At 73.6% G+C, this 24927-nt stretch carries 23 protein-coding genes; 13 read left to right on the top strand and 10 right to left on the bottom strand.

Annotated features, from left to right (window positions below; all coding sequences use genetic code 11):
- Window positions 1-9 precede the first annotated feature (9 nt).
- Complete coding sequence (locus Srubr_RS15050; protein WP_189999139.1) at window positions 10-1470, bottom strand: APC family permease; 1461 nt, start codon at window positions 1468-1470, stop codon at window positions 10-12.
- Between the two features lie 216 nt (window positions 1471-1686).
- On the opposite strand from Srubr_RS15050, the gene Srubr_RS15045 reads away from it, so the two are divergent.
- Window positions 1687-2295 carry a TetR/AcrR family transcriptional regulator gene (locus Srubr_RS15045; RefSeq protein WP_189999137.1) on the top strand — a complete coding sequence of 203 codons (609 nt, stop codon included), beginning with the start codon at window positions 1687-1689 and terminating at the stop codon, window positions 2293-2295.
- A 192-nt stretch (window positions 2296-2487) separates the two neighbouring features.
- Here the strand turns inward: Srubr_RS15045 and Srubr_RS15040 are convergent, their stop codons facing one another.
- Window positions 2488-3684 (bottom strand): ABC transporter substrate-binding protein, encoded by a 1197-nt coding sequence (locus tag Srubr_RS15040; RefSeq protein ID WP_189999136.1) that lies wholly within the window; start codon window positions 3682-3684, stop codon window positions 2488-2490.
- Window positions 3685-3909: 225 nt separating this feature from the next.
- On the opposite strand from Srubr_RS15040, the gene Srubr_RS15035 reads away from it, so the two are divergent.
- Both Srubr_RS15035 and Srubr_RS15030 read left to right on the top strand, forming a co-directional pair.
- A complete protein-coding gene (locus Srubr_RS15035) occupies window positions 3910-4092 on the top strand; it encodes a hypothetical protein (protein ID WP_189999134.1) in 183 nt (60 codons plus the stop codon).
- Window positions 4093-4172: 80 nt separating this feature from the next.
- A complete protein-coding gene (locus Srubr_RS15030; RefSeq protein WP_189999132.1) occupies window positions 4173-5063 on the top strand; it encodes an SDR family oxidoreductase in 891 nt (296 codons plus the stop codon).
- Between the two features lie 58 nt (window positions 5064-5121).
- Here the strand turns inward: Srubr_RS15030 and Srubr_RS15025 are convergent, their stop codons facing one another.
- The 5 genes from Srubr_RS15025 to Srubr_RS15005 all read right to left on the bottom strand — a co-directional run bounded on the left by Srubr_RS15025 (window position 5122) and on the right by Srubr_RS15005 (window position 10260).
- Window positions 5122-6129: a phosphotransferase gene (locus Srubr_RS15025; protein ID WP_189999130.1), complete on the bottom strand. Its 1008-nt coding sequence runs from the start codon at window positions 6127-6129 to the stop codon at window positions 5122-5124.
- 66 nt (window positions 6130-6195) lie between these two features.
- Window positions 6196-7041: a carbohydrate ABC transporter permease gene (locus Srubr_RS15020; protein WP_189999128.1), complete on the bottom strand. Its 846-nt coding sequence runs from the start codon at window positions 7039-7041 to the stop codon at window positions 6196-6198.
- A complete protein-coding gene (locus Srubr_RS15015) occupies window positions 7038-8018 on the bottom strand; it encodes a carbohydrate ABC transporter permease (protein WP_229926966.1) in 981 nt (326 codons plus the stop codon). Before Srubr_RS15015 ends, Srubr_RS15020 begins: the two co-directional genes overlap by 4 nt.
- On the bottom strand, window positions 8015-9313 hold the full coding sequence (locus Srubr_RS15010; RefSeq protein WP_189999126.1) for an extracellular solute-binding protein: 1299 nt from the start codon (window positions 9311-9313) through the stop codon (window positions 8015-8017). The genes Srubr_RS15015 and Srubr_RS15010 overlap by 4 nt, the downstream gene beginning before the upstream one ends.
- Window positions 9314-9486: 173 nt before the next feature.
- Window positions 9487-10260, bottom strand: a complete 774-nt coding sequence (locus Srubr_RS15005; RefSeq protein WP_189999124.1) for a polysaccharide deacetylase family protein — start codon at window positions 10258-10260, stop codon at window positions 9487-9489.
- 301 nt (window positions 10261-10561) lie between these two features.
- On the opposite strand from Srubr_RS15005, the gene Srubr_RS15000 reads away from it, so the two are divergent.
- A complete protein-coding gene (locus tag Srubr_RS15000) occupies window positions 10562-13384 on the top strand; it encodes a M4 family metallopeptidase (RefSeq protein WP_229926965.1) in 2823 nt (940 codons plus the stop codon).
- A gap of 70 nt (window positions 13385-13454) precedes the next feature.
- Here the strand turns inward: Srubr_RS15000 and Srubr_RS14995 are convergent, their stop codons facing one another.
- Window positions 13455-13610: a DUF6131 family protein gene (locus Srubr_RS14995; protein WP_189999120.1), complete on the bottom strand. Its 156-nt coding sequence runs from the start codon at window positions 13608-13610 to the stop codon at window positions 13455-13457.
- Window positions 13611-13902: 292 nt separating this feature from the next.
- Here Srubr_RS14995 and Srubr_RS14990 point away from each other — a divergent pair, with 292 nt between their 5' ends.
- Window positions 13903-14775 (top strand): SGNH/GDSL hydrolase family protein, encoded by an 873-nt coding sequence (locus Srubr_RS14990; RefSeq protein WP_189999118.1) that lies wholly within the window; start codon window positions 13903-13905, stop codon window positions 14773-14775.
- Window positions 14776-14816: 41 nt separating this feature from the next.
- Here Srubr_RS14990 and Srubr_RS14985 read toward each other — a convergent pair whose 3' ends face one another.
- Together Srubr_RS14985 and uppS are read right to left on the bottom strand one after the other, a co-directional pair.
- A complete protein-coding gene (locus Srubr_RS14985; RefSeq protein WP_189999116.1) occupies window positions 14817-16277 on the bottom strand; it encodes an oxygenase MpaB family protein in 1461 nt (486 codons plus the stop codon).
- A complete protein-coding gene (uppS, locus tag Srubr_RS14980) occupies window positions 16274-16963 on the bottom strand; it encodes a polyprenyl diphosphate synthase (RefSeq protein ID WP_030788447.1) in 690 nt (229 codons plus the stop codon). Before uppS ends, Srubr_RS14985 begins: the two co-directional genes overlap by 4 nt.
- A 378-nt stretch (window positions 16964-17341) precedes the next feature.
- On the opposite strand from uppS, the gene Srubr_RS14975 reads away from it, so the two are divergent.
- The 8 genes from Srubr_RS14975 to Srubr_RS14945 all read left to right on the top strand — a co-directional run bounded on the left by Srubr_RS14975 (window position 17342) and on the right by Srubr_RS14945 (window position 24896).
- Window positions 17342-18547 carry a serine hydrolase domain-containing protein gene (locus Srubr_RS14975; protein ID WP_189999114.1) on the top strand — a complete coding sequence of 402 codons (1206 nt, stop codon included), beginning with the start codon at window positions 17342-17344 and terminating at the stop codon, window positions 18545-18547.
- Complete coding sequence (locus Srubr_RS14970) at window positions 18544-20124, top strand: alpha/beta fold hydrolase (RefSeq protein ID WP_189999112.1); 1581 nt, start codon at window positions 18544-18546, stop codon at window positions 20122-20124. The genes Srubr_RS14975 and Srubr_RS14970 overlap by 4 nt, the downstream gene beginning before the upstream one ends.
- Window positions 20125-20169: 45 nt before the next feature.
- Window positions 20170-20562 (top strand): RidA family protein, encoded by a 393-nt coding sequence (locus Srubr_RS14965; protein ID WP_189999110.1) that lies wholly within the window; start codon window positions 20170-20172, stop codon window positions 20560-20562.
- Window positions 20563-20997: 435 nt separating this feature from the next.
- Complete coding sequence (locus Srubr_RS42005; RefSeq protein ID WP_351330066.1) at window positions 20998-21078, top strand: tryptorubin family RiPP precursor; 81 nt, start codon at window positions 20998-21000, stop codon at window positions 21076-21078.
- Between the two features lie 112 nt (window positions 21079-21190).
- Window positions 21191-22237: a cytochrome P450 gene (locus tag Srubr_RS14960; protein WP_189999108.1), complete on the top strand. Its 1047-nt coding sequence runs from the start codon at window positions 21191-21193 to the stop codon at window positions 22235-22237.
- Between the two features lie 137 nt (window positions 22238-22374).
- Window positions 22375-22935, top strand: a complete 561-nt coding sequence (locus tag Srubr_RS14955; protein ID WP_189999106.1) for a quercetin 2,3-dioxygenase — start codon at window positions 22375-22377, stop codon at window positions 22933-22935.
- Window positions 22936-23442: 507 nt separating this feature from the next.
- Window positions 23443-24414 carry an alpha/beta hydrolase gene (locus Srubr_RS14950; protein WP_229926964.1) on the top strand — a complete coding sequence of 324 codons (972 nt, stop codon included), beginning with the start codon at window positions 23443-23445 and terminating at the stop codon, window positions 24412-24414.
- Between the two features lie 38 nt (window positions 24415-24452).
- Window positions 24453-24896 (top strand): MarR family winged helix-turn-helix transcriptional regulator, encoded by a 444-nt coding sequence (locus tag Srubr_RS14945; RefSeq protein ID WP_189999104.1) that lies wholly within the window; start codon window positions 24453-24455, stop codon window positions 24894-24896.
- Window positions 24897-24927 lie beyond the last annotated feature (31 nt).

Genomic DNA, 24927 nt, shown 5'->3' with positions numbered 1-24927 from the left:
GGAAGAGGGTCATTCGGTGGGTTCGGTGCCGAACGTGGCGTAGATACCCGGCCGGTCGCGGCGCAGCCACCACGCGAGCGGCAGGCCGAGGAGGAAGACGGCGGGCGCGGCGACGACGAGCACGATGTTCACGGCGCGCGGCGCACCGGTGAACAGGTCGATGTGGGAGACCACCAGCACGATCGCGGTCGCCAGCAGGACGGTGGCGAGGGCGGGGGCCAGTACCGTGCGCACCCGGCCCTCGGTGTGCCGTACCCGCCGGAAGTAGCGGAACACGGCGAGCGCGGCCAGCAACTGGAGCAGCAACAGACCGATCATCCCCGGGGTGTTCACCCACAGCAGCAACTGCTGGTACGGGTCGGCGTCGGCGGCCCAGAAGGCGAGGACGACCACGGCGCCGAGGGCGGTCTGGGCCAGGCCGGCGAGGTAGGGGGAGCGGTGCCGGGGGTGGACGCGGCCCAGCCGGCGGGGCAGCACGCCCTCCTCGGCCAGCGCCAGCGCGTAGCGGTTGATGGCGTTGTGGAAGGCGAGCAGCGAGGCGATGACGCTGGTGACGATGAAGACGTGCATCAAGTCGGCGGCCCAGCCGCCCACATACGTGGTGATCGCGGTGAAGAAGAGCCCGGCCGGGTCCTCCCCGGCGGCCCGGACGACCCGGTCGTCGCCGAACGCCTGGACGGCGATCCAGACGGTGAACGCGTAGAACAGGCCGAGGAAGCCGACGGCCGCGTAGGTGGCGCGCGGGACCGTGCGCGCGGGGTCGCGGGCCTCGCGGCGGTAGATGACGGTCGACTCGAAGCCGGTGAACGCGGCGAACGCGAAGGCGAGGACGGCCGCCGTGCCGGGCACGAACACATGGGCCGGGGCGAGCGAGGACAGGGAGAGGCCGTGCGCGCCGCCCCGCACCAGCACCCCGCCCGCGAGCAGCACGAGTATCCCGGTCTCGGCGACCAGCAGGACCCCGAGGACCTTGGCGCCGAAGTCGATCGAGCGGTAGCCGCCGTAGCCGATCAGCACCAGGCCGGCCAGCGCCACCGGCAGCCAGGGCACGTCGGCGCCGAAGAGGGCGTGCGCGGTGTCGCGGGTGGTGGTGGCGAGGAGGCCGTAGACACCGATCTCCATGCCGTTGTAGCCGATCAGGGCGAGCAGGGCGGCGCCGATCCCGGCCGGGCGGCCGAGGCCCCGGGTGATGTACGCGTAGAACGCGCCGCCGCTGGTGACATGGCGGCTCATGGTGGTGAAGCCGACGGCGAAGACGGCGAGGGTCAGCCCGGCCAGCAGATAGCCGACGGGCGCGCCGACGCCGCCCAGCAGGAGGGCGAGCGGGGCGACCCCGGCCATGACGGTGAGCGGCGCGGCGGCGGAGACGACGAAGAAGGCGATGTCGGCGGTGCCGAGGGTGCCGGACCGGAGGCCGGGCGCGTCGGACGGCGCGTCCTCCTCTGGGAGTCCGGCGGTGGTCACGGACATGCGGGGGCCCTTCTGACGGGGGAGGGGGTCCCGATGGTGGGGCAGCGGGGTTGACGGGGGACCGGCGGGCGCGACCGGGGTGGGCCGTACGAACCGGTGTCTCCCGGGCGCGCGAGGGGATGGCGGGCGCCCGGGAGCCGTAAACCTAAAGGCTTTCGGTTTCCGCAATGTAACCTGCCGTTGGGCATCCGGGAAGACCTCAGGGGGACGCTGACCATGGGACGGCCGCGCACACCGCTCCTCGACCGCGAGCGCATCACCACCACCGCGCTCCAACTCATCGACGAGACAGGTGACTTCACCGTGCCGCGGATAGCCCGCGGGCTCGGCGTGCAGACCGGCTCGGTGTATCACCACGTGGACGGCCGGGACGGCATCGTGGAGCTGCTGCGCGAGCGCGTCTGCGCCGCCATCGACCCGGCCACCCTGGACCTGACCCCGTGGGACGCGGCCATGGAGGCGTGGGCGCGGTCCTACCGGGCCGCGTTCGCCGCCCATCCCCGGGTGATCCCGCTGCTGATGACCTCCCCCGTCCGCGCGCCCCGGGTCCTCGCCCAGTACGAACGCGCGGTGGGCGTGCTGCTCGCCGCCGGATTCGAGCCGGCCGGGATCATGCCGCTGATCGTCGCCCTGGAGAACCTGGTGCTGGGCTCGGCCCTCGACCTGGCCGCTCCCGAGGCGATGTGGGAGCTGGCGGACGGCACCCCGACCCCGCGCCTGGCCGAGGCGCTCGCGGCGGCGGGCGACGGCCGTGCCGACCGCGCCTTCGAGGTGGGGCTGATGGCCTTCCTGAACCACGCGCGGGCCCTGCGCGCGGGGCGGTAGCCGCTCACGCGGCGAAGGCCCGGCGGCCCGGCGCCTGCCCTCCCGCCAGGGGTACGCCCCGGTGGGGCCCCTCGCGTCGGGCTCGCCCCGGCGCCCGCGGGCGCGGGGGTACGTCCCCGTGGGCGGCCCCTCATCGGTGTGCGGGCGGCGCGGGGCGGGGCCGTCCTTCGGGCTCCCGTCCGCCGTGTCCGTTCAGCGGGCCGGGATCAGGTCCCCGGTCAGCGGTACCTCCGGCCGGCCCGTGTTGTTCACCACGGCCAGGCGGGGGCCGGCCGGTTCCGGGTGCCACTGGCCGCCGACCAGGGGCAGCAGCGCGATGTTCGGGGTGGGGCCGGCCGTCCAGTCCAGCGGGCCCGCGATGGTGTCGAGCCGGGTGCGGGCGACGGCGTCGGCGACCGAGGCGCGGTCGGCCGGGTCGGCGGCCGTGGTCAGGGCGTGGTGCGCGATCTCCAGCAGGGCGTGCGCGAGCCCCAGCGGCTGGAGCCAGGACGCGCCGGTGTCCTCCTCGTAGGCGCGGGCCAGCTCGGCGCACGTGCCGCCGTCCAGGCTGGAGCGGTAGGGGTGGACGGGGCTCCAGTAGACGAGCGTGGCCACCCGCGCGTCACCGAGTTCGGCGTGTACGTCGGGGGCGGGGGTGGTGTGGGTGTGCGGATAGGTCAGCCAGCGTGAGCAGGTGATCAGCCGGGGCCGCAGCCCCGCCGTTCGGGCCTGCCGGTGGAAGAGGGCCAGGTCGGTGGCGGTGGACGCGCTGGTGACCAGGTCGGCGCCGTGCTCGCGCAGGCGGGCGGCCTGCTCCCGCAGGTCGGTGGCCGGCTCGTGGTAGGGACCCAGGTCGGTCAGCGTGTGGCCGCGCCCGGACAGCGCCGCCTCGAATCCGTACCGCTCGTGCCGCAGCAGCCGCCCCTGGAGGTCGTCGTTCCACAGGCAGCCGACGGTGGCCCGGGGCGTGAGCTGCTCCCACATCCCGGCGAAGACCCGGGCGATGTCGTCCAGGCCCCAGGCGAAGTGGTACGTCCACCGGAACCGGTGCCCGGGACCGGCGCCCCGCGCGTGCACGTACGCCTGCCAGGGGAACGTCGTCGACACGCACGGCACCCCCCTCTCCTCACAGGCGTCCGCGACGGCGGGCAGCACCCGGGTCCCGGCCATGGTCAGCACGATGCGGGCGCCGTCCTCGTCCGCGAGGTCCCGCACCGCCTGCCGAGCGGCCCCGGGCTCCGAGCGGCTGTCCCGGACGGCGACGGTCACCTCGTGGCGTCGCCCGCCGTTGCGGACGTGCGCGAGGTGCGGTGCCAGGGCGCGCAGTACGTAGGAGAGCGGCGCCCCGAGCGGGGCCAGCCGCCCCGTCACAGGAGCGACGACGCCGATGCAGAGGGGAGCTGGGGCCATGGTGCCTGTCCTTCGCGGGGTTGCCTGCCGTGCGGTACGGGATCACCGGGGACAACGAGGAAGCGGAACATCGGCTTCGGTCCGCCGGGGTGAAAGATCCCAGGTGGGAAGGGCAACGGCTGTACGAGTTTCCCAGTACCGGCAGTAACATGATCACCTTGTTCCGGGTGTACCAGTCAGTCAACTAGGTGCCGTCCCCGGACGGCGCCCTGCCCGGAGAAGTCCATGTCATCTGTCAATGACGCGTTGGAAAACGCGCGCTCCACCTACGAACAGCACATGAACACGTGCCGCCAGTGCCATGCCGACGCCGCGCCCTGCGCCGTGGCCAAGCATCTGCTGCGCCTGTACAACCTCGCCCGCCGGGACGCGATGCGGGCCGCCGGTCCCAACGCGCCGACCGCCTGACCGGCACGGAACGCTTTTCACCCGCCGCCAGGCGGGAACCCGGCCGCCTGTCCCGTCCCCGAGAGACACAGGAGGCCACCGTGTCGGACCAGCGCGGTGACCGGCCCGATCCGGTCACCCAGCACGCCCGCCCCGACTTCCCCTCCCAGGACCAGCCCCACCCGGGATGGACCGGCCCCATGGACCCGCCGCCCGACCACGGCGAGGAGTCCTACCGCGGCGCCGGCCGGCTCGACGGGCTGCGGACCGTGATCACGGGAGGGGACTCCGGCATCGGACGGGCGGTGGCGCTCGCCTTCGCCCGCGAGGGTGCCGACGTGCTGTTCACCTACCTCGCCGAGGAACAGGACGAGGCACGCGAGACCGCCCGCCTGGTGGAGGACGCCGGCCGCAAGGCGGTCGCCGTGTCCTGCGACATCAGGGACGAGGACAACTGCCGCGCCCTGATCGCGCGGGCGGTCGACGAGTTCGGCAGCATCGACGTCCTCGTCAACAACGCCGCCTACCAGATGTCCCAGCCGGACGGCATCGAGGCCATCAGCACCGAGCAGTTCGACCGGGTGCTGCGGACGAACCTGTACGGCATGTTCTGGCTGACCAAGTTCGCCCTGCCGCACATCCCGGCCGGCGGCTGTGTCCTCAACACCACGTCCGTACAGGCATACCAGCCCAGCCCGCACCTGCTGGACTACGCGATGACCAAGGGCGCCATCGTCACCTTCACCCACGGGCTGGCCCAGATGGTCGCCGAGCGGGGCATCCGGGTCAACGCGGTCGCGCCGGGCCCGGTGTGGACCCCGCTGATCCCCGCGACCCTGCCCGACACCGCGGAGTTCGGCAAGCAGAGCCCGCTCGGCCGCCCGGCCCAGCCCGCCGAGCTGGCGCCGGCCTACGTCTACCTCGCCTCCCCCCAGGCGAGCTACATCACCGGCGAGATCCTCAACGCGACCGGCGGCACCCCGCTGCCCTGACCGCCGGGCGGCTCAGTCAGGGAAGCGCGGCTCGGCCCGGGAAGGGCGGCTCGGCCACTCAGCCCGGGAACGGTGGCTCGGTCAAGAGCTCCCGCAGCCACTCGGCGCTCTCCCGTGCCCCCGGCGCGGTGCCGGGGGCGGCGGGGAACATCCGGCCCCAGGAGGCGGCCCGGCCCAGCGCGCTCAGCCGCCAGGCCAGTCCCGCCGCCCGCCGCAGCCCGGCCGGGGTGCGGCCGCCGCCGGTCCACGGCTCCAGGTAGGCGTCGAGCAGCCGGGGCAGCACCCCGGGCCCGTAGCGGTCGCGGGCCCGCTCGGCGGGGACGCGCAGGCTGCAGAACGGGTGGGTGACCGCGGCGTCGCCCCAGTCGAAGAAGGTGAACCGGCCGGGGGCCGGCCGCAGCAACTGGCCGTCGTGCAGATCGGCGTGGTCCAGGGTGTCGGGGATGCCGGCGGCGGCCAGTTCGGCACACCAGTCGACGAGCCGGGGCCGCAGGGCCTTGAGCCGGGCGCGTTCGTCGGGGCCGAGCGCGGTGTTCGCGTCGAGCAGCCGGTCGAACACCTCGGGCAGGTCCGCGGTGCGCGCGGAGGGCACTCCGAGCCGTTCCATCTCGTCGGCGCGCGCCACCAGGTCGCGCTGCATCCCGGCGTACTGTCCGAGCAGCGACTCCCACTCGCGCGGCTCGACCAACTCCCGGTCGAGCACGGCCCGGAACAACTGCCCACCGTCGGGGAGCAGCGACCAGCCGCGCCCGGCGTCGACGGCCAGCGGGCTGAGCACGTGCTCCGGCACCCAGCGGGCCAGGGCGGCGGTCAGCGGGCCCTCGAACGCGGCGCCCGGCGGATTCGCCTTGAACCAGACGGCCCCCTGTCCGGTGACGGGCACCCGGACGAGCACCGACCAGGGCCGCAGCCGTACCCGCAGCGGGCCGTCCACGCCGAGACCCCGCTCGGTGAGGTGCCCGCCCACCCAGTCCAGTGCCGCCGCCCGCCAGGACTCGGTCTCCCACGGAGTCACGGCGTCCGGATACGCTCCCCGGTCCACTATCACTGTGCGTTCGTCTAGCATCGCCCTATCCCAGCAGCGCGTACGAAGGCGTGGCCAGCGATTTTTCCCGGGTGGAGCGCGGGCGCGTCAGTCCTTCACCGCCCCGCCCAGGCCGGAGACCAGGCGCCGCTGGACCAGCACGAAGAAGACCAGCACCGGGACCGTCATCACCGTGGACGCCGCCATGACACCGCCCCAGTCCGGTTCGTCGGGCTTGTAGAAGACCAGCAGGGCCATCGGCAGCGTCGACTGCGAAGTGTCGCTGATGATGAAGGACTTGGCGAAGAGGAAGTCGTTCCAGGTGGAGATGAAGGAGAACACGCTCGTGGCCACCAGGCCCGGCAGGACCAGCGGGAACAGGATCTGCCACAGGAACCGCGCGCGGCTCGCGCCGTCGAGGTACGCGGCCTCCTCCAGGGACTCCGGAACGGCCCGTACGAACCCGCGCAGCATCCAGATCGCGAACGGCAGCGAGAAGGCGATGTGCGGCAGGATCAGCGAACCCAGCGCGTTCAGCAGGCCGAAGTCCCGCATCAGGAAGAACAACGGGATGGTGAGCGCCTCCACCGGCACCATCTGGGCCACCAGGAACATGATGAGCAGGGTGGTCCGGAAGCGGAACCGGAAGCGCGTGACGGCGGTCGCGGCGAGGAACGCGATCAGCGCGGAGGCGAGGACGACGCTCCCCGCGACCAGGAGGCTGTTGACGAAGTACCGGCCGAACTCCTGCTGTTCGAACACGCGCCGGAAGGAGTCCAGGGTGGGGGAGGCAGTCCAGGGCCGTGGCTCGGTGGACTCGATCTCGCCGGCCGGCCGGAAGGCGCCGAGCAGCATCCAGTACAGCGGGAAGGCGACCACCCCGGCGGCCAGCAGCGCGGTCACCTCGGCGGCCAGCCGCCAGGGGCGCCGTACCGGAAGGCGTACGCGACTCACAGTTCCTCCCCTTGGCGGCGCAGCAGCCGCAGATATCCGAGCGTGACGGCCAGCAGGAGCAGCAGCATCACGACGCCGATCGCCGAACCGAGGCTGTACTGCGAGGACGCGAACGCCTTCTGGTAGGCGTACACGTTGAGCACCAGGTTCTGCCCGGCGATGCCGCCGCCGCCCGTCATCACGTAGATCTGGGTGAACACCTTGAAGTCCCAGATCACCGACTGGACGGTGACGATGCCGAGGATCGGCCGCAGCATCGGCGCGAGCACCGAGCGCCAGATCCGCCACTGCGAGGCGCCGTCCAGCGCGGCGGCCTCCAGCACCTCGCCGGGTATGGCGCGGATCCCGGCGTAGACCGTGATCATCACGAACGGGAAGGAACACCACACCACTTCGAGCAGCACGAGCAGGAACGCGCTGTAACGGCCGTACGTCCAGGAGAAGTCGCCGAGTCCGAGGAGGCGGTTCACCGGGCCGAAGTCGGGGTCGAAGAGGAACAGCCAGACGGTGGAGCCGGTGATCGTCGGTGTCGCCCACGCGCCCAGCGCGGCCAGCAGCAGCGCGAGTCGGGGGAGCGCGCGGACCCGGGTGAGCAGGACGGCGAGCGCGCAGCCCACCGCCAGCGTGCCGAGCACACAGGCCGCCGCGAAGCCGACCGTCGCCAGCAGCACCTGCCAGAACTGGTCGTCGGCGAACAGGTCGGTGTAGTTGTCCAGGCCCCGGAAGCGGGTCGGTTCGCCGCCGCTGACCTGGGCCTGGGTGTACTCCAGGAACGAGATCAGCCCGAGCTGGTAGACCGGGTAGACCAGCAGGGCGCCGAGGACGGCGAGGGCGGGGGCGAGATAGAGCCAGGGGGTCCAGCCGCCGCGCGGGCGCGGGCCTGTGCGGCGGGAGGGCGTCGTCGCGGGGGTCCGCCGGGCGGGGGCCGCCGGAGCGCTCCGCTTCACCGGGAGCGCCACGTCCGTCGTCCGCCTCATCCGGCGGACCCGAACGCGTCGTCCATCTTCTTCGCCGCGGCGGCCGAGGCGTCCGCCACGTCCTTCCGGCCGCTGACGATCTCCTGGAACATGGTCGGCAGTACCAGCGAGGAGTCGATCTGCGCCCAGGCGGGCGTGACCGGCACGAACTTGGTGCCGGCGGCGAGGGTGTCGACGAACGGCTTGACGAACGGCTCCTTGGCGGCTGCCTGTTCCCGTACGTCCGTGAAGGTCGGCAGGAAGCCCATCGCGTCGAACAACCTGCTCTGTGCCTGCTTCGAGGCGAGCCGCTTCATCAGGTCCACGGCGAGCGTGCGGTGCGAGGTGCTCTTCAGCACCCCGATGTTGTTGCCGCCCGCGAAGGCCGGCGCGATCGAGCCGGCCTTCGTCCCGGGCAGCGGGATCACCGCGTACTTCCCCTTGGCCTTCCCGGCGTCCACGGCGGCGTGGCTGAAGTTCCCGCCGATCGCCATGGCGGCCTTGCCCGCGGCGAACGCGGTCACCGTGTCGTTGCCGGTCCAGCTCGCGCACTTGGCGGCGGGGCAGTTGTCGTCGCCGAAGAGGGAGGTGTACGCCTCGATGCCCTTGCGGGCGGCGGGGGTGCCGAGGGCGGAGGCGTACCCGCCGCCCTTCTCGGTGGCCAGGTCACCGCCGTTGGCCCAGAGGAACGGCAGCGCGCCGTAGGTGTAGGCGCCCCCGACGGCCAGGCCGTACAGATCGGGGCGCGCGGCGCGGATCCGCTGAGCGGTGGAGATCAGCTCCGCCTGCGTTTCCGGTACCCGCAGCCCGAGTTGGCGGAAGACGTCGGTGCGGTAGTACAGGGCCCGGATGCCGACGAAGTACGGCGCACCGTAGACCTTGCCGTCCACGGTGACCGAGCGCCGGGCGGTGGGGTCGGTGTCCCGGGCCTCGCTCCAGGCGTCGAACTCCCGGGTGACGTCGGCGAGTCCGCCGTCCTTCACATAGCCGGCGGTGTCGGTGTTGCCGTACTCGATGACGTCGGGCGCGGACTTGGGGTCGTTGAAGGCGGCCTTGACCCGCTGGGCGCGGGTCTCCACCGGGATGTACTCCACGGTGACCTCGGTGCCCTGGTGCGCCTTCTCGAAGTCGGCGAGGACCGCGTCGACGACGCGTTGCTTGGGCTGGTTGTCGACCTCCTGGAAGAGCCAGACGCGCAGGGTACCGGTCTTCTCGTCCTTGCCGGAGGAGGAGGTGCCGGAGGTCTGGGGCGCGCAGGCGGTGGCCAGGACGGCGGCGAGCGCGGTGAACCCGGCAAGACGGACGGACAGCTTCATGGACTGTGCTCCTCCGATGAGGCGTTGCAACATGCGCAATGCTGGTTTCGCTGTGCACAACGCCTCGGAGGCTAAAGGCTGCGTTCACATGCCCACAAGAGGTCTCCACCACTCTGTGACCAGCCGACGCACACCGTGCAACGCCCAAGCGGACAAAGCGCCCGGAAGACGCGTCAGCGCACCGGGAAACCGAAGGAGTACCCCTGCTCCTTCAGCCACGGCAGCAGGGTGCGCAGCGCCGCCACCGTCTGCGAACGGTCACCGCCCGCGTCGTGGAAGAGGATCGTCGGGCCGTTGGCCAGCTCGCGCTTGACCGTGGCGATGATCGCCTCGCTGCCCGGCCGCTCGAAGTCCTTGGAGTCGACGTTCCAGCCCAGGGGCCGCATCCCGTGCGAGGCCGCCAGCTTCCGGCTGTAGGGGGTGAAGGCGCCGCCCGGGGCCCGGTAGTACATCGGCCGCACCCCGCCCGACGCCTTGGTGATCTGCCGCTCCGCGTCGAGGATCTGCCGCGCCTGGTAGGACTCGGACGCGTGGTCCATGCCGGTGTCGTGCGAGACCGTGTGGTCGCACAGCCGGTGACCGGCGGCCACCACCTGCCGGACCAGATCGGGGTGGGCCTCGGCCTGCGGGCCGACCATGCAGAACGTCGCCTTCACGCCGTTGTCCCGCAGCAGTTCGAGCACCCGCGGGGTCCAGACCGGGTCCGGGCCGTCGTCGATGGTGATGTTGACCGCGTGCGCGCCCCCGTCGGAGGCGTGGACTATCGACGGGGACACGGGCGTGGCCTTCGGCGCGGCGGGCCGGGCGGAGACACCCGGCGCGGCCGGCCCGCCGCCGCTCTGACCGGCCTGCGCCGACCACACCGACGTGACGGCGGCCACCGCCGTCACCCCGACCGCCGCCGCGATCACCCGGCCGTACCAACCCCGTCCGCCATGCCGTGCCATGTCCGCCCCACCCCTTGGTGTGTCCGTCGTGCCGTTCGAGCTCCGTGCACCTGGCAGGACGGGCGGAGAAGATCACGGGATCCGCCTGTTACGGATCACGGACAATTCCAAGGCGTTTTGGCGACAGTCGCCGCCGGCCGGGGCCGGAAATCACCCGTCGTCGCGTCACGACTGTTGATGCGCGGGCGGACCGCCGCGTCCAATGGCCGTCACCGGTGGCGGACCGCCGCCGGTGACGGACGTACGCATGTGGGGGGTTGGGGAGACAGTGCGTCATTCCAGAACACGCGCCGGGCGACCGGTGACAGGACCGGGAACCCGGCTGAACGGCATATCCGGTGCGGCGGCGCTCGTGGGCGCCGCCGCGCTCGTCGTCTCGGCGGCCACCGCCGCACCGGCGGCAGCCGCGACGGCCACGGCACGCGCGACGGCTTCGGAAGGGGGTTCCGCGACGCCCGGGCCCGGGGCCGACCCGGCGCCGCCCGCGCTGGTGGACGGCATCCGGGAACAGGCACCGGCGGCCCGCACGGCGGCGGACGCCGCCCGCGCCCACCTCGCCGCCCGCAAGGACCGCTACCGGATCGCCGACCCCGGACGCGACCTCAGGCCCGCCGGCACCCTCACCTCCGGCGGCCGGGAGACCGTACGCCTCCAGCAGACCCACCACGGCGTCCCGGTGCTGGGCGGGCAGTACCTCGTCCGCATGGAACGGCACGACGGCCACCGGATCGTCACCGGCACCTCCGGCCGGTACTTCACCGGGCTGCGCACCGGCACGACCGCCGGCATCGACGACACCCTCGCCGTGGAGCGGGCGGTCGACGCCGTACGACGCGACCTCGCCGCCCGGGACTTCACCGCGGGCCCCGACGGCGAGGACGCGGACACCGCGCTCACCGGAACCGCCCACGGGCTGGTCGTCATACCCAACGGCACCGGCGTCCTGACCCGGCACATCACCGTGCGCGGCACCGGCCCGGCCGGGGGCGAACCGGTGCTGCGCGAGGTGTACATCGACGCCCGGGCCGGCTATCCCGTCCTCCAGTACAGCGGTATCCGCACCTTCGCCGCGCCCGCCACGGCCCCGGGGCACGCGGCCCCGGCCGCCCTCACCGGTGCACCAGCACCCGACGGCACCGCCGGCAGCGGCGTCCGGCTGGACGGCACCACCGTCCCGCTCGCCGTCACCCACGACGACACCCGCGACGCCTACGTGCTGCGCGACCGCACCCGCATCCAGGACGACGCCGGGCACGTGCTCGCCACCTGGGACGCGGGCGGCCACTGGGCGAGCGACCTGTCCGGCGCCTGGCCCGACGACCTGCGCGAAGTCGCCTCACCGACACCGGAGTTCGGCAGCGAGGCCACCCGATCAGGCGCGGTCGACGCCCACTGGGCCGCCGGCCAGGTCTACGACTACTACCGCGCCAAGTTCGGCCGGGACAGCCTGGACGGGCACGGCATGACCGTCGACTCCGTGGTCGGCGCCACCGATTACGGGCAGCCGTACGTCAACGCCTTCTGGGACGGCCGGAAGATGGTCTACGGCTCCGGCGACGACGAGTACCGGCCGCTTTCCGCCGCCCTGGACGTGGTCGGGCACGAGATGACCCACGCGGTCGTCTCGGCCTCCGCCGATCTGGTGTACGCGGGCCAGTCCGGCGCCATGAACGAGGCCATCGCCGACTACTTCGGCAACGCCATCGAGGCCGACGCCCGCGGGCTGCCCATGGACGACCCCGGCTCCGGGCTCGTGGGCGAGACCCTGTGCCGCACCAAGGGCCCGCGCGACTGCGCCTTCCGCGACCTCAACGACGGGCGTACGACGGCCGGTTCCTTCCTCGGCGTCGGCTTCGGCACCGACAACGGCGGCGTGCACCTGAACTCCACCGTCTTCGCCGGCGCGCTCTGGGACATCCGCGAGGAGATCGGCCCCGAGCTCGCCGACGCGGTCGTCTACAAGGCGCTCACCGAGTACCTCACCCCGCTCGACGGCTTCACCCGGGGGCGGGACGCGGTCCTCGCCGCCGCCAAGCAGCTGGGGGCCGGCGGGCGCGTCCTCACGGCCGTCCGGAAGGCGTTCACCGCGCACGGCATCGTCCCGCACTGGGAGAAGGCCCTCGGCATCGACTCCGACGTGCTGCTCACCCGCGTCAACACCTACGACTCCCACCTCGGCGCGGGCGGCGGCTGGTGGGCCGCCGCCCGGTCAAACGAGTCCGGCTCGGAACCGTACTCGGTGTGGGCCGGCCGCACCGACGGCAAGGGACAGCTCAAGCTGATGAGCCCCAACGACGGCCGCTACCACGTCAATCCGGCCACCGACGGCACGACGGTGGTCTGGCAGGCCCACGGGCCCACCGGCGTGGACATCCTCGCCCGGCCCCTCGCGGGCGGACCGGTGCGCACCCTGTGGCACGGCCGGGGCACCGGCACGGCCCTCGGCGTCGACGGCGACACCGTGACCTTCGCCTACTACAACCACGGCGGCCGGGCCGGCGTGGCCTACCTGAGCCTGAAGGACCCGGCGAACCTCGTCACCATCGGCGGCGGCACCTATCACCGGGCGACCTCCCCGGCCGTCAGCCACGGCAGGATCGTCTACCAGGACCGCCGACGCGTCCGCGCCGTGTACGAGTCCACCACCCGGCTGATCGACGTGGCCACCGGCGCCGAGACGGTGCTCCAGAAGGCGGGGCCGGAGGTCTCGCTGGGCCCGACGGCCCTCACCGCCCAGCACGTCTACTGGCTGCTCGACGCCGTCGGCCAGAACGGCACCACCACCCTGCGCCGCGCCGCACTCGACGGCTCGGACGTCACCGACCTCAGCCCGGAGACCGGCCCCGGCGCCCTGAACGTCTCCGAGGTGACGGCCGGCGCGGACGCGGTGACGATGGTGGCCCGCACGCCTGGGGGGGAGCTCTCCAACGCGGCCTTGCCCAAGCTCTGGCAGTTCACCCCGGAGCGCGCGGGCGACGGCACCCGCCGCGCCCGGGTCTCGTGCAACCGGGGCGAGCAGCTCTCCGCCGCGGCGGCCGACGGCACCCGGGTGGTCTGGCTGGACGCGACCACCGGCACCGGCGAGGTGGTGACCCGGGCCCGCCCCAGCGGCACCTGCGCCTGACCGCTCGCACTCCGGTGCCCCCGCCCAGGGAGCGGGGGCACCGGAGTGAGGCGGCCGCCTCGGACCGCGGTCACCAGAAGTGACGACGGCCGGCGACCGCGTGGCCCATGGACCCCATGATCCACAGGATGGCTCCCACCACCAGCAGGATGATGCCGATAGTCCACAGGATCGAGATGCCCGTGACGAAGCCGATGATGAGCAGGATGATGCCGAGGGCGATCATGGCGTGCCTCCAGCGGGTAGTGGTGCTCCTGCTCGCCGGGTGCCCCGAACGCGGCGGAAATCGCATCCCGCGCGGTAAAAAATTCGCGTAACGGGATGATCGGTACCTGGTCGGCGGTGGCCGTAACCGGACGCGGATCGTCCGTGTTTCAAAAGTTCGGTCCGCAATGTTGATTTCTTGTTGCGGCAGCCTCACATTACCTATCGGTAGAACTCCTCGGTAATCCCTCCCGGCGTGCCCGTGGCACCGGCATGCCCGTGCGTCCCGCGACCTCCCCGGAAGGGAGAATGTCATGCCCCTGCCAAGCTTGCGCCGTGTCCTCACCGCGGCGTCCGCGGCCCTCGGCACCCTGGCCCTCGGTCTCGGCACGGCCCCCGCCCAGGCCGCCACGCCCCTCGACTACGCGGCCCTCGGCGACAGCTACAGCGCCGCGTCCGGTGTGCTGCCCGTGGACCTCACCAGCCCGCTCTGTCTGCGGTCCACCGCGAACTACCCCCACGTCATCGCCGACCGCACCGGCGCCCGGCTGACGGACGTCACCTGCGGCGCCGCCCAGACCAAGCACTTCACCGAGTCCCAGTACCCAGGCGTCGCTCCGCAGGCCGACGCGGTCACCGCCGACACCGACCTGGTGACGCTCACCATCGGCGGCAACGACAACGGCACCTTCATCAACGCCGTGACCGCCTGCGGCACCGCCGGCATCCTCAGCGGCGGCCAGGGCAGCCCGTGCAAGGACAAGTACGGCACGTCCTTCGACGACCAGATCGACGCCGGCACCTACCCGGCGCTGAAGGCCGCGCTCCGCGCCGTCCGGGCCAAGGCGCCGCACGCCAAGGTGGCCGTGCTCGGTTACCCGTGGATCACACCCGCCAAGGCCGACCCGTCCTGCTTCGTCAAGCTGCCCCTCGCCGCCGGTGACGTGCCCTACCTGCACTCCCTCCAGGCCCACCTCAACGCCGTGGTGCGGCGCGCCGCCGAGGAGACCGGGGCCGTGTACGTGGACTTCGCCGAGGCATCCGCCGGGCACGACGCCTGCCGGCCCGCGGGCACCCGGTGGATCGAGCCGCTGTTGTTCGGGCGGAGCGTCGTCCCCGTCCACCCCAACGCCCTGGGCGAACGGCGCATGGCCGAGCACACCCTGGGCGTCCTCGGCCTCGGCTGACCCGGCGCCGCCCGGTCGGCCCCCCGTCCGGGGCCGCCGGGTCAGGCGTCCGCGAGCAGCGGGTCGTACGGGGTCGAGCGGGCCCGGCCCGACATGAAGGACACGAAGTCCCGGACGAACGCGCCGCGCGGGTAGGTGTCGTCGCCGCCGGTCAGGTCGCGGTGGAAGCCCCGGCGGAACAGCGCCCGGTACTCGGCCGCGTCGATGCGCTGGTCGCCGTTGGCGTCGGTGACGTCGAAGAGGACCTCGGCGACCCGGATCAGGGCGGGACCGGCGAGCGCCGGCACGGCCTCGGTGTACTCCCGACAGCTGACGCGGCCGTCGCCGTCGGTGTCCAGAGCCGTCTGCAACTCCCGCCACCAGTCGGCGAAGGCGTCGTACAGCCGGGTCTCCGCCGGCTCGTCCAGGTCGAGGCGGCCGGCGAGTTCCCGGGCCATCGCGGCGAGGTCCGGCCAGTCCACATAGCCGTCCCCGGTCTGGTCCAGCACCGCGGCGAAGAACTCCTCCGCGCCGCGCCGAAGACCGGTGTCCGTGCCGGGGTCCGGCTCCGGCGGCAGCGGGGTGATCAGCCGGACCAGGGCCCCGGCCCGCCGCATCCGGTCCCGCAGTGCCCGCAACGTCCGGGCCCGGGGGTCGTCGCTGTCGGGGGAGAGGGCGAGCAGGTCCAGCACGGTCTCGGTGCGCAGCCAGCCCTCCGGGAGGAACCGGGCGAGACCCGCGCCCAGATAGGCGCTCTGCATCAGCGTCTGTGCACCGGGCAGTTCGGGCAGTCCCGCCCGGCGGCGGAACGGCTCCGGGAGGGATGCCACCGTGAGCACGCCGATGACCGGTCCGACGAGCGCCCGGCCGGCCGCCCAGAGGGTGGGCAGACCGTGCAGCAGCGGCGGTGCGGGCAGATGGTCGAAGAGCCGGTAGAGGATGATCCGCATCGCCTCCGTGTGCTCCAGCTCCTCCTCCACCACCCGCTCGTAGTACGGCCAGAACTCGTGGACCGTGGGCGGGAGATGCCGGGCGTCACCGTCCAAGGCGGCCAGATAGCCCCGGAATTCGCCGTACAGCTCCTCGATGGCGTCCTGTTCCAGCGGCTGCCCGCTGAACCGGCACATCGCGACGCTGCTCTCGAAGAGGGTGGCCACCACCCAGGCGCGCACCGCCGGGTCCATCGCGTCGTAGGGCCGCTCGCGGGCGTCGGCGCCGCTGATCCGGGCGTGCAGCCGGTTGAGCCGTGCCGCCTCCTTCTGCCGCGCCTCCGCGTCGGGACCGGACATGCGTTGCAGGCTAGTGACGGTGTTGCGCAGCCGTCGCCACGGGTGGGTCACGAAGGTCGAGTTGTCGGCGAGGGCCGCGCCGATCTGCGGGTGCGCCGCCTCCAGTACGGTCGCCCGGATGATGGCCAGGGCCCAGCGGGGATCGTTGAAGAAGCCGCGGAACCGGCTGCCCAGGCCGAAGAGTTGCTCGGCGCCGGTGGTGTGCTGGGGCTCGTCGGCGCCCGTCTCGGTCACGGTCGTCGTTCTCCGTTCTCGTTCGGCCGTACGCCGCCGAAACGGCGCTCGCGCCGCTGATAGGTGTGCAGGCACTCCAGGAAGTGCGGTGCGCGGAAGTCGGGCCACAGGACCGGGGAGAAGATCAGCTCCGCGTACGCGACCTGCCAGAGCATGAAGTTGGAGATGCGCTGCTCCCCGGAGGTCCGGATGACGAGGTCCACGTCAGGGGTGTCGGGGAAGGGCAGGTGCGCGGCGAAGCACCGCTCGTCCACGGCCTCGGCCGGCACCCCGCTGCGGATCAGCGACCGTGCCGCAGCCACGATGTCCCGGCGCCCGCCGTGATCGAACGCCACGGTCAGCGTCATGCCCCGGTTCCCGGCGGTCAGGGTGGTCAGATCGGCGAAGTCCCGGGCCAGCGGCGGCGGGATGCGGGGATCGGTCACGCCGAGGAACCGGCAGCGGATACCGCGCGCGTGCAGCAACGGGGCGTGCTTGCGCACCACGCGGCGGACCAGCCGCATCAGGAAGTCGATCTCGGTGCCGGGCCGTTGCCAGTTCTCCGTGGAGAACGCGTACAGGCTCAGCCACTCCACCCCGGCCGACCGGGCCGCCTCGATGACGTCGATCACCGTCGTCTCGGCCGCCCGGTGGCCCGACGTACGGGGCAGCGACCGCCGTGCCGCCCAGCGGCCGTTGCCGTCCATCACGCAGGCCACGTGCCGCGGCACCCCTCGGCGCCCCCGCTCCGGGACCGGGCCGGAGGCGGCACCGCCCACGACTTCCTCCACCGTTACTCCTGCCCCCTGCGGCACCGAACGGGTCCGTGCCGCTGCCCGGCCCCGTCGGACCGCGGGCCGGATCGTCCCCCGCAGACTGCCAGCCGCCCGCCACGGAAGGCGGGGCAACGGTCACGGTTCACCCTTCGCATTGCTGTCCGAGGCCCGGCGTGCACCCCGGTACGCCCGGCACAACCCGGACGGACCGGGGGTTGTCCTCCGGTCCCGTACGGGGGGCGGCCCCCCGGCGAATCCGCCTGCCTGCCGGAATGAGGACGCGGCGGGCCTTGCCTAGCGTGCTGTCACATGGCGATTTCCTTACCGCGCCGCGTGGTTCGCCGGCGCACCGGCCTCGTGGCCCTGGCCGTGACCTGTCTGCTGACCGCCGCCCCCGCCGCCGTGGCCCACCCGGCCCGGGACGCGCCCCGCGAGTGCGGCCCGCACCCGGAGCTGAGCCGGTCCGTCCGCCACCTGGTGACGCACGACCGGATCGCCGGCGCCGCCGTCCTGGTCACCGACCCCGGCCCGGCCGCGCCCTGCGCCCGCTGGACGGTGACCGACGGCACGGCCGACCTGCGCACCGGCCGCCCCATGAACACCACCGACCGGCTCCGCGCCGGCAGCGTCACCAAGACCTTCACCGCGACCGCCGTGCTGCGACTCGCCGCCGAGAGACGGCTTTCCCTGGACGCACCCGTCGAGCGCTACCTGCCCGGCCTGATCCGCGCGGGCGACTACGACGGCCGCCGGATCACCGTACGCCAGTTGCTGCGGCACACCAGCGGGCTGCCCGACTACCTCGACGCACCCGAGTGGCAGCACCCCGAGCGGATGCGCCACCGCCACTTCGAGCCGCGCGAGCTGATCTCGCGCGCCCTGCGGCTGCCGCCCCCGGACCGGCCCTGGCACTACGCGACCACCAACTACCTCGTCGCCGGGCTGATCATCCGCGAGGTCACCGGCCACAGCCCGGAGACGGAGATCACCCGCCGGATCATCGCGCCGCTGGGCCTGCGCGACACCTACTGGCCCGGCGACGACACCCGCATCCGGGGCCCGCACTCGCACAGCTACCTCACCGCGGCCGACGGCCGCCGCGTGGACGGCACCGCCTGGAACACGACCTTCGGCGGGGTCGGCGGCGCCCTGGTCTCCACCCCGGCCGACCTGACCCGGTTCGCCACCGCGCTCTTCACCGGCCGGCTGCTGCCCGCGCCCCAGCTCGCCGAGATGCGGCGCACGGTGGCCGCAGACCCCGACCGGCTGTGGCCCGGCGCCCGCTACGGGCTCGGCCTGATCTCCTCACCGCTGACCTGCGGCTCCACCTGGTGGGGCCACGCCGGCACCGTGCCCGGTGGCCACCGGGCACTGGTCGCCGTGGGGCCGAACGGCCGCACCGTCGCCGTCGCCCTGAACGAGGTGCCCGCCACGCTCCGGGCCGAACTGGACTTCCTCGACATCGTCGACAAGGCCCTCTGCGAGGGCACGCCCACCGAAAGGACCCCGGCATGACCGGCACCACCTCCCCGGGCCGCAGCCGCCCACGCCACCGCGCCGCGCGGGCCGCGGCCGCCGCCGCCCTGGCCCTGGCGGGCGCGCTGTCCCTGGGCACCGCCTCCGCCTCCGCCGTCCCGGCCCGCCCCGCCGCCGACCCCCTCGCCCGCTACCACCACCAGCACCTGCACTGGAAGAGCTGCCTGCTCGGCCCCGACGACGCCACCGGCAGGGAACTCGAACAGGCCGGCGCCCAATGCGCCGACGTCACCGTCCCGTTGGACTACGACCGCCCCGACGGCCGTACCCTCACCGTCGCCATCTCCCGCATCCGGGGCACCGACACCGCCCACCGCGTCGGCGCCCTGCTGCTCAACAGCGGCGGCCCCGGCGGCCCGACCCTCGGCGACCCACCCTTCGTGCGCCGCGCGATGCGTCAAGTCGCCGCCCGCTACGACGTGGTGGGCGTCGACCCCCGCTTCGTCGGCCGCAGCACCCCGCTGGACTGCCACTGGCCCACCGGCAGCATGATCCGCGGCGCCGGCACCGACCGCGCCGGCTTCGAGCGCGAAGTCCGCTTCGCCGCCGACCTGGCCCGCCGCTGCCGCACCCACGCCGGTGACCTCCTGCCGTACTCCAGCACCCGGAACACCGCGCGCGACATGGACGTGATCCGGGCCGCGCTGGGCGAGCGGCGGATCTCCTACCTGGGCTACTCCTACGGCAGTTACCTCGGCCAGGTCTACGCCACGATGTTCCCCGGGCGCACCGACCGGGTCGTCCTGGACGGCGTGATCGACCCCGCCCGCTACGGCCCCCGGCTGCTGCGCGACGTCGAGGACGCCAACCGGCACGCCCTGCGCGGCTGGGCCGACTGGGCCGCCGCCCACCACGCGGCCTACGGACTGGGACGCACCCGCGCCGCCGTGCTGGCGACCGTGGAAGCGACCCGGTCGGCCGCCGCCCGCACCCCCTTGCGCGTAGGCGGCTACCGGGTGGACGACCACGACCTGCCCGTCATCGTCTTCAACGGCCTCTCGCAGGACAACGCCACGGCCTACGGCGACTTCGCCGCGGGCGTGCGGGACCTGCGGCGCGCCGCCGAGGGCCGGACCGTCACCCCGTCCCCGTGGCTGGCCTCGACGCTGGAGTTCGCGCTGACCGGGCACGGGTCCGCCTACGGCAGCGCGCAGGCGTCCATCCTGTGCGGGGACGTGCCCGCGCCCCGCGACCCGGAGACGTACTGGCGCGACCTGCGCCGCGCCGGGACCGCGAACCGGCTCTTCGCACCGGTCACCCGCAACATCAACGCCTGCGCGTTCTGGGACCCGCCGCGCGAGCGCCCCACCTCCATCCGCGCCGACCTGCCCGCCCTGCTCGTCAACGCCACCGGCGACCCCCGCACCACCTACCCCGGCGCCCGGGCGGTGCGCCAGAACTGGCCCGGTTCCCGACTGGTCACCCTGCGCGACGCCGACCAGCACGCGGTCTACGGCGTCTACGGCAGCCCGTGCGTCGACGCCACGGTCAACGCCTACCTCGCCACCGGCCGCCTGCCCGCGACGGACGTCGGCTGCCCCCGGCCCACCTCGTGAGACGGCGGTTGGGCCCGGCCGGAGTGATCACCTAGCCTTCCGCGCATGACGCAACGACGTGCGATCCTCAGCGGATCCACCTTCGAGGAGCAGATCGGTTACGCCCGCGCCGTGGTCGACGGGGACCGGGTCCATGTCTCCGGCACCACCGGGTTCGACTACACCACCATGACGATCTCCGACGATGTCGTGGAGCAGGCCGAGCAGTGTCTGCGCAACATCGGCGCCGCGCTGGCCGAGGCGGGGTGCGGCTTCGCCGACGTGGTCCGGGTGCGCTACATGCTCCCGGACCGCGCCGACTTCGAGCCCTGCTGGCCGGTGCTGCGCCGCCGCTTCGGGGACGTCCGGCCGGCCGCCACCATGCTGGAGTGCGGCCTCGCCGACCCCCGTATGAAGATAGAGATCGAGGTCGACGCCCGTCGCCCGGGCGGGAGTTGAGCACGGCGCAGCGGCCGGGCCGGGACCGCCGAAGACCCCGCCCGGCCCCCGCGACTCAGCCCACCAGGGCCACGTAGCGCCCCCCGTGCGTAGGAAACCGGCCAACCTCCGGACGCCGGGCCGGCCGGTCCGGGCCACGCCCGGTGTCCGCTTCCGGTGACCGGCTGTCCGGCATCCGGGCACGCGCACGGTCGCCCACCAGTGCGCTGGACGAGGACGGGGCACGGACGCCGGGCGGCGGCGCGACGGGGGAAGGCGGAGCGCCGGTGATCGACGAACGTCCGAAAGCGGCCTCTTGGCCGGGGTTTTGCCCTCCCTGGTGATTACCCCGTGAACGATCTCGGGAAGGTTCCGGGAGTCGCCGACACGTGATCTTCACCGGCTTGCCCGGGGTCGCCGCGTGTCACTCGTCCGTCCCCGAGGGGAGGTGCAGTGATGAAGCTTCTTTTCGCCATCCGCAACCGGGTCGCCGCCGGCAAGAGCCTCAAGGCCAACGCCTGGTACATCTGGTACTGATCCCGTTCGCGCGCACGCGATGACGTCGCTGCCCGGTCGCACCGCCGCGCGGTCCGGCCGGGCAGCGCCGCCTCCCCGCTTCTCCTCGCCGCCGTCCCGTATCGGAGCAGCCATGCCGCCGTCACCCCCCGCGCGGGCGCGCACCACGGTGTTCGCCCCGCGGCTCGCCGCCCTCATCGATGACCACCTGGGCCGGGACGTCTTCCGGCTCGAACCGGACACCGTCGGGGTCGCGGGGCACGAGATCGCCGGCCGGATCCTGGCCGCGCGCCGGGCGACCGAGACCGAGCGGCCCACCTTCAAGCCCCTGCACGGCCGTTCCATCAGCCGCTCCGAGGCCTCCAGCGTCACCCGCACCATCGCCGACGACGTGCGCGAGGCCCTGGCCAGGCCCCTGCCGAAGGACGTGGACCTCGCCGGCCCCTGGCCGCTGACCGGGCACAACTTCCTGCGCGACCTCGTCCTCGGCCAGGACCCGCGCCGGCTGCGTATGTTGATGAGCCGCACCCTCGAACTCACCCCGAAACTCACCTGGTCGGTGATCACCGTCGGCGCCGCCCTGCCCGGCTGGCCCCGGCCGCACACCCGGCTCACCGGCCTCGCGAACCGCGCCGCGCGGGCCCGCGGTTACCAGGAACGGCGCTACGCCATGGGGATGTACCGCAGGGCCGCGGCCCCCGTGTGCTTCACCGTCTCCACCCTCGTGGCCAACGCCCTCTGGCTCGGCGCCCCGTTCGGTGACGGCACGTCCAACCGGAACATCATCCTGGAGTCCCTGCGGCTGCTGCCGCCCTCGTGGAACATCCTGCGCAACGCCTCCCCCGAATACCCGGCCATCGACGCCCGGATAGGCGAGCGGGACGATGTCCTGCTGCTGCCGCTGCTCTCCCACCGCGACCCCGCCCTCTGGGACGACCCCGACACCTTCCGCCCCGAGCGCTGGGACCGCCTGGACCCCGACGCCACCCCTGGCTACCTGCCCTTCGGCCATGTCTCGGAGCGCTGCTGGGGCCGCCACATGGTCATGCCCCTGGCCGAGCTGCTGCTGGACCTGGTCCGCGGCTCCGGACTGGTGGTCGACCCCGGCCAGCGGGTCGGCCGGGTCCCGCTGCTCGGGTTGCTGGGTGTGGAGGAGGTACGGCTGACCCGGCCGCGCTGACGGCCGCCGCGCCGGAAAGCGAAGCGGAGCGCACCCGGAGCCGAGGCCCAGCGCACCGGAACCGAGCCCCGGGCCGTTGGCCACAGCCACTATGTCAGGTAACCTGACATGAAAAGCGCACGAGCCGGAGGCTTCGCATGACCATCGAATACGCCACCCGCTACCGGTCCCGCTCCCTCATCCCCCCGGAGCCGGGCAAGCCCTACTTCATCGAGAAGGGCCTGGGCGACCGGGCACACCTGTTCGGCGACCTGATCACGATCTACGCGGGCGGCGAGCAGACCGAGAACACCTTCAACTTCTTCACCTGCGAGGGCCCCAAGGGCGAGGTGATCCCCGCCCACTCACACGCGGACACCTACGAGGTCTTCTACATCACCCAGGGCGCGGTCCGGCTGTTCGTCGAGGACCTCGAGGGCGAGCAGTACGAGAAGCTGCTCACGCCCGGGGACTTCGGCTTCGTGCCGAAGAACTGCGTGCACGCCTACCGTATGGAACGCCACCACTCGCAGGTCGTCGGCGTGGCCGCCGGACCGGGCGGTACCTTCGAGCGGTTCTTCGAGTCCCTCGGCACCCCGGCCGAGGAACTGGGCCTGCCGGCCCGGCCGTTCGTGCCCGAGCCGGAGAAGTTCCGGACCGTGCCCGAGCAGTACGACGTCCGGTTCCGCCCCGACCACCAGTGGCGCACCGGAAGCTGACGACCGTGACGCCGCGCGGACGGCGCGCCGGTGACCGCGGCGCCGCGCGCACGGCGTCCCGGTGACCGCGGCGCCGCGCGGACGGCGCCCCGGTGGCCGCGGCGCCGTGCGAGGAGTACGCCGGTGACCGCGCCCGTTTACCGTCCCGGATTCGTCGACGTCCATGCCCACTTCGTCACCGACTCCTACGCCCGCCGTCCGCCGGTCCGGGGCGGCCGGCCACGAACGGCCCGACGGCCTGCCCGGCTGACCGCGGTGGCCGGCCCGAGCGCCTGGAGCCGACGGACCGCGCCGGCATCGACACCGCCGTACCGTCGGTGTCGTCCCCGGGCACGCACTTCGGCGACCCGGCCGCGGCCCGCGCGCTGGGGCGCCGGCCGAGGCGGCCCGGTCGCACGCCGCGTTGTTCGGCACCGCGCCCGCCCCGGTGCCGGGCACCGACCGGCGCTCCCCGGCCGCCGCCGACGCCCGGACCCTGTTCCCCCGCCTCGCCCACTGAGGAAACCCATGCCATCCGAGGACCCCATGCAGGAAGAAGCCGTGTCCCAGGACGCCCCGTCCCTCCCCGCGCAGCCGCCGGCGCCCCCGGACCCCGCCCGGCTGCCCCTGCCGCCGCCCGCCCGGCCCGCGCCCGGCGTACGGCTGCTGCGCGGCGCCGTCTACGCCGTGCCCGACGGCAGCAGGCCGCTGGAGACCGACCTGTGGCTGCCCGAACCGGCGGACGGCCCGCTGCCCGTGGTCGTCTTCGTGCACGGCGGCGGCTGGCGCACGGGACTGCGCGACGACCTTGGGCCGCGGTTCCGGCACTGGCGGCCGGGACCGTTCGCCCGGCTGGCCGGGGCCGGCGTGGCCGTGGTCTGCCCCGACTACCGGCTCAGCGGCGAGGCCCGGCACCCGGCCCAGCTCGACGACCTGCGCGCGCTGCTGGTCTGGCTGCGCGACCGGGCCGACGAGCTGGGCCTGGACCCGGACCGGGTGGTCCTGTGGGGCGAGTCCGCGGGCGGTCACCTGGCCGCGCTGACCGCGCTCACCGTCGCGGTGGCCGGCACCGGCGGGCCGGCGGTGACCGTGCGCGGCTGCGTCACCTGGTACGCACCCACCGACCTCACCCGCCTCGCCGAGGACCACCCGCCGGGCCGCTTCGACCCGCGGGACCCCACCTCGCGCGAGGCACTGCTGCTCGGGGCGGCCCCGGCCGCCGCCCCGGGCCCGGCCCGGGACGCCAGCCCCGCCCTGCGGGTGACGCCGGCGGCGCCGCCGTTCCTGCTGCTGCACGGCACCGGGGACGAGCTCGTGCCCTGCGCGCAGAGCGACCGCCTCGCGACGGCGCTGCGGGCGGCGGGGGTGCCGGTCGAGCAGGTACGGGTGCCCGGCGCGAACCACTTGTGGCTGGGGCTCGCGGAGGAGGAGGTCGAGCGGGTCTTCGCGCGCACGGCCGGGTTCGTCACCCGGCACTGCGCCCGGGAAACCGAAGGATAGGAGGATAATCCGCTGGGTATCCGATCATCCGAGGAGCCATGAGTCATCGCGCCGCCAACCTGCCCCAGCTCCTGTCCGAGGCCCGCCGCTGGTTCGAGGACGCCCTGTTCGCCAGCATGGAGGCGGCCGGCGAGCAGCCGGTGACCACCGCGCAGGCGTCCGTCTTCGCGATGCTCGACGCCGAGGGCACCACCGTCTCCGAACTCGCCCGCCGAATGGGCGTCGCCCGGCAGACGGCCCATCAGGCGGTGCACGGACTCATCGGCATGGGCCTGCTGGAGCAGGTACCCGACCCCGGCTCCGCCCGGCGGCGGCTGATCCGGATGACCGCCGAGGGCCTGCGCGTGCACGAGCGCGCGCAGGCCACGATCGGGGTGGTCGAGTCGGTGCTGGTGGAGCGCATCGGACCGGACGCGGTGCGGGCCCTGGAGGGCGCCCTGCGCTTCGACTGGGGCGCGCCCCCGCTGGTCGCGGCTCCCTGAGGACCAGCCGAGCCCGATCCAGCCGGCCGCG

The sequence above is a fragment of the Streptomyces rubradiris genome (genome assembly GCF_016860525.1).
Classification (GTDB): Bacteria; Actinomycetota; Actinomycetes; order Streptomycetales; family Streptomycetaceae; genus Streptomyces; species Streptomyces rubradiris.
This window is presented reverse-complemented; position numbering and strand designations above follow the sequence as displayed.

Coding starts and splice junctions, on each gene's coding strand:
- Srubr_RS15050 (WP_189999139.1), bottom strand. CDS start 1,470: ATGTCCGTGACCACCGCCGGACTCCCAGAGGAGGACGCGCCGTCCGAC.
- Srubr_RS15045 (WP_189999137.1), top strand. CDS start 1,687: ATGGGACGGCCGCGCACACCGCTCCTCGACCGCGAGCGCATCACCACC.
- Srubr_RS15040 (WP_189999136.1), bottom strand. CDS start 3,684: ATGGCCCCAGCTCCCCTCTGCATCGGCGTCGTCGCTCCTGTGACGGGG.
- Srubr_RS15035 (WP_189999134.1), top strand. CDS start 3,910: ATGTCATCTGTCAATGACGCGTTGGAAAACGCGCGCTCCACCTACGAA.
- Srubr_RS15025 (WP_189999130.1), bottom strand. CDS start 6,129: ATGCTAGACGAACGCACAGTGATAGTGGACCGGGGAGCGTATCCGGAC.
- Srubr_RS15015 (WP_229926966.1), bottom strand. CDS start 8,018: ATGAGGCGGACGACGGACGTGGCGCTCCCGGTGAAGCGGAGCGCTCCG.
- Srubr_RS15010 (WP_189999126.1), bottom strand. CDS start 9,313: ATGAAGCTGTCCGTCCGTCTTGCCGGGTTCACCGCGCTCGCCGCCGTC.
- Srubr_RS15005 (WP_189999124.1), bottom strand. CDS start 10,260: ATGGCACGGCATGGCGGACGGGGTTGGTACGGCCGGGTGATCGCGGCG.
- Srubr_RS14995 (WP_189999120.1), bottom strand. CDS start 13,610: ATGATCGCCCTCGGCATCATCCTGCTCATCATCGGCTTCGTCACGGGC.
- Srubr_RS14990 (WP_189999118.1), top strand. CDS start 13,903: ATGCCCCTGCCAAGCTTGCGCCGTGTCCTCACCGCGGCGTCCGCGGCC.
- uppS (WP_030788447.1), bottom strand. CDS start 16,963: ATGGACGGCAACGGCCGCTGGGCGGCACGGCGGTCGCTGCCCCGTACG.
- Srubr_RS14975 (WP_189999114.1), top strand. CDS start 17,342: ATGGCGATTTCCTTACCGCGCCGCGTGGTTCGCCGGCGCACCGGCCTC.
- Srubr_RS14970 (WP_189999112.1), top strand. CDS start 18,544: ATGACCGGCACCACCTCCCCGGGCCGCAGCCGCCCACGCCACCGCGCC.
- Srubr_RS14965 (WP_189999110.1), top strand. CDS start 20,170: ATGACGCAACGACGTGCGATCCTCAGCGGATCCACCTTCGAGGAGCAG.
- Srubr_RS42005 (WP_351330066.1), top strand. CDS start 20,998: ATGAAGCTTCTTTTCGCCATCCGCAACCGGGTCGCCGCCGGCAAGAGC.
- Srubr_RS14960 (WP_189999108.1), top strand. CDS start 21,191: ATGCCGCCGTCACCCCCCGCGCGGGCGCGCACCACGGTGTTCGCCCCG.
- Srubr_RS14955 (WP_189999106.1), top strand. CDS start 22,375: ATGACCATCGAATACGCCACCCGCTACCGGTCCCGCTCCCTCATCCCC.
- Srubr_RS14950 (WP_229926964.1), top strand. CDS start 23,443: ATGCCATCCGAGGACCCCATGCAGGAAGAAGCCGTGTCCCAGGACGCC.
- Srubr_RS14945 (WP_189999104.1), top strand. CDS start 24,453: ATGAGTCATCGCGCCGCCAACCTGCCCCAGCTCCTGTCCGAGGCCCGC.